Below are 12978 nucleotides of genomic sequence, written 5' to 3' on the forward strand. Positions count from 1 at the left end.
CTTCCCGTCGACGCCAGCGCTTGGAAACCGCAGGGGGCGATGACATTGGCATCGGGTGGATGCCAATGCCGAGGATGAGCGCTCAGCGGTAGTCGGGCTGAGCGACAGCGCTCGCATCGATCCGCTCGCCGATGAAGGCGGCAAACCGATCGAGAGGGCAGTCCCGTGCCTCTCCGCAAGTCGGGGCAGTCACCGGAGAGATCGAGGGACCGGCGTCTTTGGCGAGCACGGCGTCCCCACGGATCTGGTCGAGCGTCGGCGTCACGAAGCTGATGCGCACCGATCTGCTGCCGTCGGCTCGCCGCAACCGCTCGAAAATGAGGCCGCCGGTGGGAGGCGTCTCGTCGTCCAGAAATCCCTCCGCCTGCCAGTGCAGATCCAGAATGCCGCCGATCTCCGCGATCTGGGTGTCGCTGCCGACATAGAGCGTGTATTTCGCCGGCGGCGGCCCCGCGAGATCGAGACCGATGGATGTGCCGACATCGTGGGTCAGCGCGGTAGCAATCTGGGCCAGAATGTTGGACGCACCCCGCCGAGCGATATAGGGTACGCGCTCAAAATACTCGTATTTCACCTTTCTCAATTCCGACAGCCGGACGACATCGGCCCGGTTCGACGCCCGCCCCCACGCAACCTTGTCGGCCGGCAGCCCTTGCGCATACTCGAGAAGGAAGACCTGGGACATGGTGGCCGCGGTGGAAAGCGGGCCGGTGATCTTAAGGTTGCGCTTTTCGGAACTCGGCTCGATCGCCCAGGGAAGTTCGTCGAAGCGGCATTCGTTGCGGCCCAACACCTTCTGACAGACGCTCACCGCGCAACAGCCGGTTACCGTCTCCAGTTCCCCCATGAGGCCGGCGACGCGCAGCTTTGGCGCATCGAAGCTGCCTCCCATCCGCTCAAGGATGGCTTGCTTGCCTGCAGCGAGATCCAGGCGTCCGACGTCGGTCTCGCTGGCGGTGAACAGCGGGTCCGGCCCGCTTCCGGCGCTTCGGCCAACCGTCAGCGCACATCCTGGAAACATGCCCTCCAGGAAGGCTTTGCCGGTATCGGTCGTCCGTTGCAACTCACGACTTGACCAGGCGAACACATCCGCCGGCGCCGGGCAACCATTGGCGGTGAACAGACCACGCTCGCCGAGCCAGCCACGTTCCCAGGCGCCGAGTTGCTTGGCAGCCTCGGCACCGTGGGGTGTCAACATACCGTCGGCAACCCCGAAGTCCGGCCAGGGTTCGGCGGCAAAAGGCGTGATGTCGGCGGTGTTGGTGGGCGGGCGCACGCCATGACGCATCAGGACGACGACTTTCTCGATCTGATCGCCGTCGGCGGCCAGCGCGGCCGGAGCGATCGTCAACGCCACAACAAGACAAGCAGATGCAAAGGAGGCTTTCATCGTGCTCTCCATCATGAGGAACGGAAGGCGGGCGGAAGGTGATCCTTCCGCCCCGTTGTCTCAGTCGGCGATCTTGGTCCGCCACAGGCAGGTCGCCAGCACCAGCGACAACACCGCCGAGCTGATCCAGAAGATGATCGGGGCCGAGAAATCATAGTGGCGCACGCCATCCACCATGGTGGTGCCGTTCTGGATGAGACGGCCGGAGATGTTCTCCTGCAAGGCAGCGCCGAGGTAGGAGAAGACGCCGATCACGCCCATGGCGGCGCCGGCCACCCGCTTGGAGCAGATGTCGACCGCGAAGAGGCCGCCGAGCGAGGTGACGAGGCCGGTGAGCCCCGCCCCGAACAGCAGCATCGAGAAGACGATCATGGCGGTCGACTGCGGGCCGAAGAAGAACAGCAACAGGCCGGTGATCTCCAAGAGGCCGAAGATCAGGTTGGCCGGGGGACGGCGACCCTTGAAGGTATTGTCCGACAGGAAGCCAAAGGCGATGGCGCCGGCCATGCCGGCGAGCGTGCTGATCATCAGGATCGTGCCGGCGGCGGTGATGGAGTAGCCCTGCGTTTCCTGGAGATAGAGCACGCCCCAACCGTCGATGGCGTAACGCGTCACGTAGTTGAGGGCACTCGCCACACCCAGCACCCAGATGGCCGGCAGCTTCAGAACCGCCAGCTGGGCGCGCAACACCGAGCCCATTTCCTTCTTGGGCTTCACCTCGCCATGATCATTCTTCCAATCGGCAACGGCGGGTAGGCCCATCGTTCTGGGGCGATCCTGGACCAGGAAATAGGCTGCGATCGCCGAGAGAACGCCGACGACGCCCGGCATCCAGAAGCCGGCCCGCCAGCCGAACCAGGCGACGAAGAAGCCGGTCGCCAGGAAGGTCAGGCCCTCGCCGATAGAGTGTGCCGTGCTCCAGATGCCGTAGGTACGGCCACGTTCCTTATTGGAGAACCAGCCAGTCATGGCAACGACGGACGACGGCGCACCGAAGCTCTGGAACCAGCCATTCAGCCCCCAGGCGATCGTGGCGACCAGAAGCGTCGCCGAAAAGCCCATGGCGAAATTGGCGAGTGCCGACAGCAGAAAGCCGAGCGCCAGGAAACGCTTCTGGTTGGCGTGGTCGGCGAGGAAGCCGTTGAACAGCTTGCCGAAGGCATAGGTGTAGAATAGCGCCGAGCCAATGGTGCCCAGATCGGACGCCGTGAAGATGCCGGCGTCGATCAGCGGCTTCTTGACCATGCCGAGCGACAGCCGGCAGGTGTAAGCGAAGCCGTAGCAGAGCGTGATGCCGACCATCACCCGGATGCGGTGGGACCGGTAGAGCCGGTCGATCTCCCGCTGGTCGGCCATCACCGGAACATCCGGCCCGGACGCCAGGAAGCCGAGACGGCTGCGCCTCGGTGTTCCGCTCATGTCTTCCTCCACGCCGGTGAGTTCGGCGGGTCGTGCGGTATCGGTCATGATTGTCTCCTCCCAACCGGCCGATCGCCACGCCTCCAACGCGACGATGCCGGGGTCTTGTTGCGCACCCGTTAAGTGAACACGTGTGCAAATCGAAACACTTGAGATCCTTGCCTTGATCGGGTCAGCAGAGCTCCATTTCCGGGGCCGTCAGAGAAAGGCCGGAATGGCGCGCCACTCGGTCGGCGATCTTGCGATTTCCGGCGAGCATCGGATTGCCGCGGATTAGCCCGTTGCCGGCCATGAAATCGTTGGTGGCGCCCCCGGCCTCGCGGACGAGCACCAGCCCGGCAAGGGCATCCCAGGCATTCATGTGCGGCTCGAAATAACCGATCAGCCGACCGGCGGCGACATAGGAGATCATCAGCGCACCGGAACCGTTGCGGATGAACATGCCGCCATCAAGCAACACCCGCTCAAGGAAGGGGATGAAGTCCTCGGTGCCGACACGAAACGACGTGCCGACGCCGAGCACGCCGTCCTTCAGGGTCTGACCGGGATGGACGCGGATCGGCGCCTCATTGCAGAAGGCGCCGCCGCCGGCCCTCGCGTGGAACTCCTCGTCGGCATTGGGGTCGTAGACGACGCCGATCACCGGCTCGCCGCGCAGCACGACGCCAACGGACACGCACCAGGAAAACATGCCGTTGACGAAACAGGCCGTACCGTCGATCGGATCGACCACCCAGACGAAATCGGCCTTGCCTCTGTCGCCGCCATATTCCTCGCCGAGCACAGCATCGTCAGGGAAAGCGGCAAGGATCTGCGATCGGACGAAGGTCTCCACCGCCCGGTCGGCGACGCTGACCATATCCTGCACGCCCTTCAATTCGATGACCAGCTTGTCGCGCTGCCTGAAATACCCCATCGCGGTACGGCCGGCTTCGCGGGCGATGCGGCGCGCCAATTCGTAACGCACCACAATCGCCGGATTTTGCTCCTGGAACACGTGTTCACCTCCAATCGGCATCATATGTCGAGCTTGAGAACAAGCCGGATCGATCGGACAGGCCTCAAGCCATCCAATTATTCGGCTGCACACTGCGGAATACTCTCCACCCGCACCAGGGCTAGCGCGCCCCCATTCTAGATGGCTCGACACTCGCCGTTGATGCACACGAGTGCAATTCACCATGTGTTCCTGGATCTGTCAACGCCTTTCGGCGGGATACGAGAACAACCGGATAGAGGATCAGCCGGCCGACGCGAGGAGATGCGACCGGCGCTCAACCAGTGTCACCGGCAGCACATCGGCGCGAGACGGAAGGCTCGGCGCTTCCATCCGCTCGACCAGGCGAGCCACCGCCCGCTGCGCCAGCCCCGTCGTATCCTGGCGAATGGTGGTCATCGCATAGGCGCCAGCCCTGGCCATCGGAATGTCGTCGAAGCCGACGACGGCGAGGTCGCCCGGCACCGTCAGGCCAAACGCGCCGCGCGCGACGTCCATCAGCCCGAAGGCCAGCTCGTCGGTCGAACAGAACACGCCGTCCGGCCGCAGATTGGCCGGTCGGTCGAGAAGCCGTCGCGCCGCGGTCACGCCGCCCTCGTAATCGGGCCGGTCGGCCTCGATCAGTTCGAAGCTGACGCCGGCAGCCCCGACCAGCGCCATCGCCTCGCAGAAGCCGGCGCCGCGCTCGCGGCCGCTATGGGTGCCGGTCGGACGGTTGACATAGGCAAGGCGGCGGGCACCTGAGGCGAGCAGGCATTCGGCGGCCAGGGCGCCACCCCGGCGGTTGTCGCTGCCGACCGTGTCGACGCCCTCGAAATCGCCGATGCGATTGATCATCACCACCGGCACGTGCAGGCGGGAATATTCCTCTGCCAGCTCGATCGGCGGCGTCCCCGAGGTGAGGATCGCGCCGGCCACCCGATAGCTCAGGAGATCGCGCAAGGATTCTTCCACGTTGTCGGCGCGTCGGGCGTCCATCAAGAGCGGCGCCAGTCCGCGCCGATCGAGCTCGGACACCAGCGGCGCCAGGATCCCGGGCAGGAAGGGACTGGCGAAGCCGGACACCACGATGCCCACGAGGTTGCTCTGCCGCTGGATCATGCTGCGGGCGAGGATGTTCACCCGGTAGCCGAGCGCCTCGGCCGCCGCCATCACCTTCTCGCGCGTTTCCTGCGAGACGCTCGCCCCGGGCGTGAACGTCCGCGACACCGCCGAACGCGACACTCCGGCCCGCCGGGCGACATCGGCCGCGGTGACCCAGTGGGACGGCCCATTGGCTGTGTCGTCGACTGTCACGAAATGGCCCTCTCCCCGCTATGGCCCGACGATCCTTAGCCTTGCTCACCGCCCTCTTCAAGCACACCACCAGCAAAGCCGCTCGTGCGCTGGCGCCTAATCAGGGCCGGCATCCGGGAAGGCACCATCTCGATTGCGCTTGAAATACCACCTCCGGTAGATAAGCTGGTGTGACCCAATCGGATCGACCGATGGGCTTTCATCAGTCGAGCCCTATCCCAATGCCCATCACCGCTACGCCGATCCGCTTCTTCCTGAAGTCCTTACGTTGTCTGAGCGGGTCCACCGTTGTTATCGCCTTTGCCATGGCGCTGGGCGGCTCGCCCAACATCGCCGCGCCAGCCTCGGCGGCAAGCCCTACCCTCACCCTGTCCGGCGACAAAGACACTGCCGCGTATGACGAGATCATAGCCCGTTTGGGCACTGCGACCGATCTGCAGTCTCGTACGGTTGCCGCTACCGCTCTCTTGGGCCTCGCAGACACGCTGAGCAACCTCGGCCGTGGCGATTCAGCGATTGCCATCTACGATGACCTTCTTGCCCGCTTCGGGACTGCCACTGAATTGCCCCTGCGCGAACTTGTTGCAAGAGCATCTGTGAACAAGGGGATAAAGATCGCTGAGTCTGGACGTTACAATGATGCGATCGTCGTCTTCGATGAGGTCATTGGCCGCTTCGGCACGGCGACTGAACTCCACCTGCGCGAAGAAGTTTTCAACGCACTCAGGAACAAGGGGGTCACCCTCGAAGCGCTGGGCCGCAACGAGGACGCAATCGCCGTCTACGATGATCTTCTTGTCCGCTTCAGAACGGACGCCGACTTGCCTACTCGCAAGGCGATCGCCGGAGTGCTGGTCAACAAGGGCATGACGCTGGCAGCGCTGAAGCGCTACGAGGGGGCGATCGCAAGCTACGACGACGTCATTGCCCACTTTGGCGAAACAACCGAGTTATCGCAGCCTGAGAAGGTCGCCATGGCGCTCTTTGACAAGATGATAGCGCTCACTGCGCTGGGGCGTAGCGACGAAGCGTTCGCGGTCTGCGATGACCTTGTCGCCCGTTATGGCGGGGCGCCCGCACAGACCGCGCGCGAAGCAGTCTCCAACGCGCTCTATAGCAAAGGGACTTATCTCGGTGCACTTAATCGGCGCGAAGACGCGATCCTCGCCTATGACGAGGTCATTACCCGCTTCGGCACGGCAATCGAATCCTCCGTTCGCGAAAATGTTGCCAAGGCGTCATTTAACAAGGGAGTGACGCTCGGCATGCTCGGGCGTAACAACGAGGCCATGGTCGTCTTCGACGACATCATCGCCCACTTTGGCAAGTCACCCAAGTCTCCCCTGCGCCAAATCGTCGCCATGGCGATCATGCAAAAGGCGATCAAGTTTGGAGAGTTTGGACGCATCGATGATGCAACTGCCGCCTTCGACGACGTCATCACCCGGTATGGCGAGGCAGCTGAACCGTCCCTGCGCGAAACAGCAGCCAAGGCGAAAGAATTCAAGGAATACTTTCAGAACCACTAATTGCCCATCCGCAGACATCTCGCTCCCAGCCGCCGCCTCACACCCCCATCTCGACTTTCGGCTTTGAAACGCTCCCTCCGGCGTTTACCATGGCTTGGCCCCGATCGGCCCGGCCGGTGGGGCGCTTTTGAAACGAGCCCGAGGTCCGGATGTCCAGTACCGCCAAGCCGACCCGTTTTTCCGTCAAGCCTTTGCATCTCCTGACGCGCCACCTTGCCGATGTGGCTTCCAGTCGCGCCGAACCCGATCTTGTCATTACCGACGCCCGTATTCTCTCCACCTATTCCGACCGCATGCTAAACGACCGCGAGGTCTGGGTGGCCGGCGGCCGCATCGCCGCCGTCAAGGCGGCCGGCACCTATCGCGGTGGTTCGGCGACGATCTACAATGCCCGCGGCGGCATCATCGGCCCCGGCCTCGTCGATCCGCATATCCACATCGAAAGCTCGATGGTGACGGCCTGCGCCTATGCCGAGGCCGCGCTTCTGAACGGCACCACCACCATCTTCTGCGACAGCCACGAGATCGGCAACGTGATGGATGTCGCCGGCATCGAGGCGATGATGGAAGACGCCCGCGAGGCGCCTCTCTCCATCTTCCACACACTGGCCTCCACCGTGCCGGCAACCACGCCCGAGCTGGAGACAGCCGGTGGCGACCTGACGCCGGAAAAGATCGCCTATCTGTTCGACAAGTGGCCCGAGGCCGTGGCGCTGGGCGAGAAGATGGACTTCGTGCCGGTCACCATGGGCGACGAGCGCAGCCACGCCATCATCGCCGCCGCCCTGTCGCGCGGACGCCCCGTTTCCGGCCATGTCTACGGCCGCGAGTTCGTCGCCGCCTATGCCGCTTCCGGCGTCACCGACACCCATGAGGCCACCGACCGCGACATCGCTGATGATCTCCTCGAAGCCGGCGTCTGGATCTTCCTGCGCGGCGGCCCGCCGACCACGCCCTGGCATTCGCTGCCCGAGGCGATCAAGACCATGACCGAGCTCGGCGCCTCACCGCGCCGCATCGCCGTCTGCACCGACGACCGCGACGCCGAGGACCTCCTGGCCTTCGGTCTCGACTGGGTGGTGCGGCAGGCCTACCGCATCGGCGTGCCGCGTACCACCGCCTGGGCACTCGGCTCTATTTCCGGCGCCACCCGCTATGCCATGGATGGCGAGATTGGCGGCCTCGGCGGCGGTCGGCGCGCCGATCTGGTGCTGCTCGACGACGATCTGGTGCCGCAGAGCACCTGGTACGGCGGCGAACTGATGGTCGACCACCGCTCGATCACCCCGACGCTGGAGGCCGCCCTCGAAGCGCGCTACCGCTACCCGGACGCCGCCTACGCCACCATCCATCTGCCGAAAGAGCTGAAGCTGACGCCGGAGCTGCCAACCGCGCCGGTGACCGCCAACGTCATCCGCACCGAGCTGCCGGGCATCGTGCTGAAGCACGTCCAGCTCCTCCTTGAGCCGACTAACGACTGGCAGACCCTGTTCGACCGTCATGATCTCGCCTTCGTCACCGTCGTCGAGCGGCATGGCAAGTCGGACGGCAACGTGGCATGCGGCCTCCTGCAGAACTTCGGCCTGAAGCATGGCGCCGTCGCCTCCTCGGTCGGCCACGACAGCCACAACATCATCGTCGCCGGCACCAACGAGGCCGACATGCGCGTGGCGCTCGAGGCCATCGAGGCCGAGCGCGGCGGCATCTGCGTCGTCCGCAACGGCGTGGTGACGGCCATGGTGCCGCTGCCGGTCGCCGGCCTGATGTCCGACAAGCGCGTGCATGTCGTCGCCGGCGAGGTGCAGGCGCTGAAGGTGGAGTGGGAGAAGGCCGGCTGCACCCTACCCTACATGGGTTTCAACCTGATCCCGCTGTCAGTCATCCCGGAGATCCGCATCACCGACAAGGGCATGGTGCTGGTGCCGGAAATGACCCAGGTGCCGCTCTACGAAGCGGCCGAATAAGGCAAAAGCTTTCTGTAGTGACTGATCCCCCGCCACGGCGGGGGATCGCAAGACATCGGCGCCTGCGGTTCCGGGCGTCTCCGCCGGCGCACACGGGATAGCGGATGGAAACGGTCGCAATCGCACTCGTCCTTTTGCTGGCCGTCGTCGTCAGCGGCGTGCTGTCGCGCATATCCCCCATCGCCTTGCCGCTGCCGCTCTATCAGATCCTCCTTGGCGCCTGCATCGACTCGGTGGCCGACCTCGGCGTCCAGCTACAGCCGGACATCTTTTTCCTGCTGTTCCTGCCGCCGCTGCTGTTTCTCGATGGCTGGCGCATCCCGAAAGAGGGGCTACTCCGCGACAAGGGTACCATCCTTGAACTCGCGCTCGGCCTCGTGGTCTTCACGGTGGTCGGCGTCGGTTTCTTCGTCAACTGGCTGATTCCGTCGATGCCGCTGGCCGTCGCCTTCGCGCTGGCAGCCATCGTTTCGCCCACCGACCCGATCGCCGTATCCGCCATTGCCAAGCGCGTGCCGATCCCCAAGCGGCTGATGCACATCCTCGAAGGCGAGTCGCTGCTCAACGACGCCTCGGGCCTCGTCTGCATGCGCTTTGCCGTGGCGGCGGCGCTGACGGGCACCTTCTCGCTGTTCGACGCCTTCACCACCTTCCTGTGGCTGGCCACCGGCGGCATTCTGATCGGCGCCGGCGTCACCTGGATCACCACGGTCGTCAAGAATGGGCTGATCCGGCGGTTCGGCGAGGATAGCGGCTCGCAGATCCTGATCAGCCTGCTCATTCCCTTCGCAAGCTACCTGTTGGCCGAGCACCTGCACTGCTCCGGCATTCTCGCCGCCGTCGCCGCCGGCATCACGATGAGCTACGCCGAACAGACCGGCAAGGCGCTTGCCATCACCCGCGTCCGCCGCAATGCCGTATGGGACACCGTGCAGTTCGCAGCCAACGGCATCATCTTCGTGCTGCTCGGTGAGCAACTGCCGCAGATCGTGGCCGGCGCCGCGAAAGTCGTGCGCGAAACCGGCCATCACGACCCAGCCTGGCTCTTTGTCTACATCGTGGCGATCAACGTTGCGCTGATTGCCTTGCGCCTCATCTGGGGCTGGACATCCCTGCGTTTCATCCTGTTCAGGGCGTCGCGCCAAGGTAAAACCCTGCAAACTCCAAGCTGGCGCCTGGTGGTAGCAACGTCGCTGGCCGGTGTGCGCGGCACCATCACGCTGGCTGGCGTGATGACCCTGCCGCTCGTCATGAACGACGGCTCGCCGTTTCCGGCGCGCGACCTCGCCATATTGCTCGCCGCCGGGGTGATCATCGTCTCGCTGGTGATCGCCAGCGTCGGACTGCCGCACCTCCTCAAGAACCTCAAGCTACCGCCCGAACCGTCCGAGCAGGAAGCCGAGGATGTTGCCCGCACCAGGGCCGCCGAGGCGGCCATCCGGGCGGTCGAGCAGGCGCAGCACAAGATGAGTGAAGGCCGCGCCGACGCCGACATCTACATCGATGCCGGCGCACGCATCACCGACCTCTATCGTCAGCGCATCGAGGGGCGCACCAAGACCGGCGACGAGCGCGAACGCGCCCGCAAGATCGACGAGATCGAACGCAAGCTGCGCCTCGCCGCACTCCACGCCGAGCGCGACGAGATCTACCGCAATGCCCGCATCCGCAAGCTCTCCGACGAGGCTGCCCGCCGGCTGGTGAGGGAGATCGATCTTCTGGAAGCGCGCATCAGCGGGTCGTAGGGCGCGCGCGGCGGGACATTTACGCCGTCAGGGATTATGCCTCCCGGCGCCGTCGAGCGACGCCGGGAGACTCGTTTCAGGCCGAAGCGATCAGTAATCCATGCCGCCGGCCGGAAGAGCCGGGGCGGTTTCCTTCTTCGGCAGTTCGGCGACCATGGCACCGGTGGTGATCAACAGGCTCGCCACTGACGCCGCATCCAGCAGCGCCGAGCGTACGACCTTGGCCGGGTCTATGACGCCATTGGCAAACATGTCGCCCCACTCGCCGGTCTGGGCGTTCCAGCCTTGCGCATAATCCTGCGATTCCAGGATCTTGCCGACGATGACCGACCCATCCTCGCCGGCGTTTTGGGCGATCTGCCGCGCTGGCGTCTGGATCGCCCGGCGGACGATCTGGATGCCGGTCTTCTGATCATCATTGGCCGGCGTCAGGCTGTCGAGCGCCTTGAGAGCCCGAAGAAGGGCGACGCCACCACCGGGCAGGATACCCTCTTCCACCGCGGCACGGGTGGCATGAAGCGCATCGTCGACGCGGTCCTTGCGCTCCTTGACCTCCACCTCGGTTGAGCCACCGACGCGGATGACGGCAACGCCACCGGCCAGCTTGGCCAGACGCTCCTGCAGCTTCTCGCGGTCGTAGTCCGAGGTGGTCTCCTCGATCTGCGCCTTGATCTGGGCAACGCGGGCCTCGATGTCGGCCTTGGCGCCAGCGCCCTCGACGATCGTGGTGTTCTCCTTCGAGATCGACACCCGCCCAGCACGGCCGAGCATGGCGAGCGTGACGTTCTCGAGCTTGATGCCGAGATCTTCGGAGATCACCTGGCCACCGGTCAGGATGGCGATGTCCTCGAGCATGGCCTTGCGGCGATCGCCGAAGCCCGGCGCCTTGACGGCGGCGATCTTCAAGCCACCGCGCAGCTTGTTGACGACCAGCGTGGCAAGGGCTTCGCCTTCCACATCCTCGGCGACGATGAGAAGCGGTTTGCCGGACTGCACCACGGCCTCCAGCACCGGCAGCATGGCCTGCAGGTTGGAGAGCTTCTTCTCGTGGATGAGGATGTAGGGATCCTCGAGCTCGACCCGCATCTTGTCCGTATTCGTCACGAAATACGGGCTCAGATACCCACGGTCGAACTGCATGCCCTCGACCACTTCGAGCTCGGTCTCGGCGGTCTTGGCTTCCTCGACGGTGATGACACCCTCGTTGCCGACCTTCTGCATCGCCTCGGCGAGCATCTTGCCGATCTCGGTGTCGCCATTGGCCGAGATGGTGCCCACTTGGGCGATCTCATCCGACTTGGTCACCTTGCGGGCGTTGGCCTTGAGATCGGCGACCACGGCATTCACCGCAAGGTCGATACCACGCTTCAGGTCCATCGGATTGACGCCGGCGGCCACCGCCTTGGCGCCCTCGCGAACGATACCCTGGGCGAGCACCGTCGCGGTCGTCGTGCCGTCGCCGGCCTTGTCGTTGGTCTTCGACGCCACTTCCCGCAGCATCTGGGCGCCCATGTTCTCGAACTTGTCGGCAAGCTCGATTTCCTTGGCGACCGACACACCGTCCTTGGTGATGCGCGGCGCGCCGAAGGACTTCTCGATCACCACATTGCGACCCTTTGGACCCAGAGTGACCTTGACCGCCTCGGCGAGGATGTCCACGCCGCGCAGCATCTTCTCGCGGGCCGACTGGTCAAACAGCACCTCTTTGGCTGCCATTTTCTGTCTCCTTGCGAATGGAATGCGGATGGGATCAGGCGGCGTGCCTGCGGGCTTCCGACACGGGCTCCAGAATGCCCATCACGTCGGATTCCTTCATGATCAACAGCTCCTCGCCGTCGATCTTCACCTCGGTGCCGGACCACTTGCCAAAAAGCACGCGGTCGCCCACAGCGACGCCGGGAGCCACCAGTTCCCCCCTCTCGTTGCGGGCACCAGGACCAACGGCAACGACCTCGCCCTGCTGGGGCTTTTCCTTCGCCGTATCGGGGATGATGATACCACCGGCCGTTTTCTCTTCGGCCGAGATCCGCTTGACGACAACGCGGTCGTGCAAAGGACGGAACTTCATAAGCTTCCTCCGAATGCTCGATCAAACATCAATCGTGAAACGCCGAACCTCCTGGAAGCGTTCGGCGGCGAAAAATTTGGTGAGGCTTGCGGCCTTCGTCAAGAGGCTTCCAAGCCGTTGGCAGCAGCAAATTTTAACGAGTGCTAACTACATGAAAACGCAAGGTTTATTCTTGATTTTGAGGATCAGCGTTGTTAGCCTGCTCTTGTTTTGGTGAACATGCGAGGTGCCAGATGCTGGTTTCCGCCGAGTTCCGTAAACGCGTTGAAGGCTATGGTCTGACGACCGCCGAAATCCTCTACTACCGTCCCGATGCCCCGAGCCTGCTGCAGAGCTACATCTGGCAGGATCTCGATATCTTTCCGGAATTCCCGACGCTGCGCCGCTTCCTGGATTTCTGGACCCGGAAGCTCGACGGCCCGCTGCACTCCGTTCAGGTGGCCCACAACCGGCTGGTCAAACCGGCTGAGTTCGTGATGCGCGACGGCATCTACACGCTGAACTGAACGCAGGCCTCCCCATCTGCCTTGACGACCCACAACACCCCGGCCACAAGTCGGAGCGGGCGGC

At 64.2% G+C, this 12978-nt stretch carries 10 protein-coding genes; 4 read left to right on the plus strand and 6 right to left on the minus strand.

Annotated elements, in window-relative coordinates:
• Nucleotides 1-82: 82 nt before the first annotated feature.
• The 4 genes from G522_RS0114220 to G522_RS0114235 form a co-directional block, all read right to left on the minus strand.
• Nucleotides 83-1390, minus strand: coding sequence for a histidine-type phosphatase (locus tag G522_RS0114220; RefSeq protein ID WP_051228638.1), 1308 nt, complete (start codon nt 1388-1390; stop codon nt 83-85).
• A gap of 60 nt (nt 1391-1450) precedes the next feature.
• Nucleotides 1451-2857: an MFS transporter gene (locus tag G522_RS0114225; RefSeq protein ID WP_210162923.1), complete on the minus strand. Its 1407-nt coding sequence runs from the start codon at nt 2855-2857 to the stop codon at nt 1451-1453.
• Nucleotides 2858-2981: 124 nt separating this feature from the next.
• Complete coding sequence (locus tag G522_RS0114230; RefSeq protein ID WP_026791623.1) at nt 2982-3806, minus strand: inositol monophosphatase family protein; 825 nt, start codon at nt 3804-3806, stop codon at nt 2982-2984.
• 243 nt (nt 3807-4049) lie between these two features.
• Nucleotides 4050-5102 (minus strand): LacI family DNA-binding transcriptional regulator, encoded by a 1053-nt coding sequence (locus tag G522_RS0114235; RefSeq protein ID WP_026791624.1) that lies wholly within the window; start codon nt 5100-5102, stop codon nt 4050-4052.
• A 221-nt stretch (nt 5103-5323) separates the two neighbouring features.
• On the opposite strand from G522_RS0114235, the gene G522_RS0114245 reads away from it, so the two are divergent.
• From G522_RS0114245 to G522_RS0114255, 3 genes are all read left to right on the plus strand, one after another.
• Nucleotides 5324-6631 (plus strand): tetratricopeptide repeat protein, encoded by a 1308-nt coding sequence (locus tag G522_RS0114245; RefSeq protein ID WP_169453526.1) that lies wholly within the window; start codon nt 5324-5326, stop codon nt 6629-6631.
• Between the two features lie 149 nt (nt 6632-6780).
• Nucleotides 6781-8595 carry an adenine deaminase C-terminal domain-containing protein gene (locus tag G522_RS0114250; protein WP_026791627.1) on the plus strand — a complete coding sequence of 605 codons (1815 nt, stop codon included), beginning with the start codon at nt 6781-6783 and terminating at the stop codon, nt 8593-8595.
• A gap of 104 nt (nt 8596-8699) precedes the next feature.
• Entirely contained in the window at nt 8700-10340 is a 1641-nt protein-coding gene (locus G522_RS0114255) for a Na+/H+ antiporter (RefSeq protein ID WP_026791628.1), read from the plus strand.
• A 90-nt stretch (nt 10341-10430) separates the two neighbouring features.
• Here G522_RS0114255 and groL read toward each other — a convergent pair whose 3' ends face one another.
• Both groL and groES read right to left on the minus strand, forming a co-directional pair.
• A complete protein-coding gene (gene groL, locus G522_RS0114260) occupies nt 10431-12056 on the minus strand; it encodes a chaperonin GroEL (protein WP_026791629.1) in 1626 nt (541 codons plus the stop codon).
• A gap of 34 nt (nt 12057-12090) precedes the next feature.
• Nucleotides 12091-12408, minus strand: coding sequence for a co-chaperone GroES (groES, locus tag G522_RS0114265; protein WP_026791630.1), 318 nt, complete (start codon nt 12406-12408; stop codon nt 12091-12093).
• A 233-nt stretch (nt 12409-12641) separates the two neighbouring features.
• Here groES and G522_RS0114275 point away from each other — a divergent pair, with 233 nt between their 5' ends.
• Complete coding sequence (locus G522_RS0114275) at nt 12642-12914, plus strand: usg protein (protein WP_026791631.1); 273 nt, start codon at nt 12642-12644, stop codon at nt 12912-12914.
• The last annotated feature ends 64 nt before the right edge of the window (nt 12915-12978 follow it).

It is taken from the genome of Pleomorphomonas oryzae DSM 16300 (assembly GCF_000422965.1).
GTDB classification, from domain to species: domain Bacteria; phylum Pseudomonadota; class Alphaproteobacteria; order Rhizobiales; family Pleomorphomonadaceae; genus Pleomorphomonas; species Pleomorphomonas oryzae.

What these genes read in the sequence shown, in the direction of transcription:
- G522_RS0114220 (WP_051228638.1), bottom strand. Translation starts at nt 1,390, where the DNA reads ATGAAAGCCTCCTTTGCATCTGCTTGTCTTGTTGTGGCGTTGACGATC.
- G522_RS0114225 (WP_210162923.1), bottom strand. Translation starts at nt 2,857, where the DNA reads ATGACCGATACCGCACGACCCGCCGAACTCACCGGCGTGGAGGAAGAC.
- G522_RS0114245 (WP_169453526.1), top strand. Translation starts at nt 5,324, where the DNA reads ATGCCCATCACCGCTACGCCGATCCGCTTCTTCCTGAAGTCCTTACGT.
- G522_RS0114250 (WP_026791627.1), top strand. Translation starts at nt 6,781, where the DNA reads ATGTCCAGTACCGCCAAGCCGACCCGTTTTTCCGTCAAGCCTTTGCAT.
- G522_RS0114255 (WP_026791628.1), top strand. Translation starts at nt 8,700, where the DNA reads ATGGAAACGGTCGCAATCGCACTCGTCCTTTTGCTGGCCGTCGTCGTC.
- groL (WP_026791629.1), bottom strand. Translation starts at nt 12,056, where the DNA reads ATGGCAGCCAAAGAGGTGCTGTTTGACCAGTCGGCCCGCGAGAAGATG.
- groES (WP_026791630.1), bottom strand. Translation starts at nt 12,408, where the DNA reads ATGAAGTTCCGTCCTTTGCACGACCGCGTTGTCGTCAAGCGGATCTCG.
- G522_RS0114275 (WP_026791631.1), top strand. Translation starts at nt 12,642, where the DNA reads ATGCTGGTTTCCGCCGAGTTCCGTAAACGCGTTGAAGGCTATGGTCTG.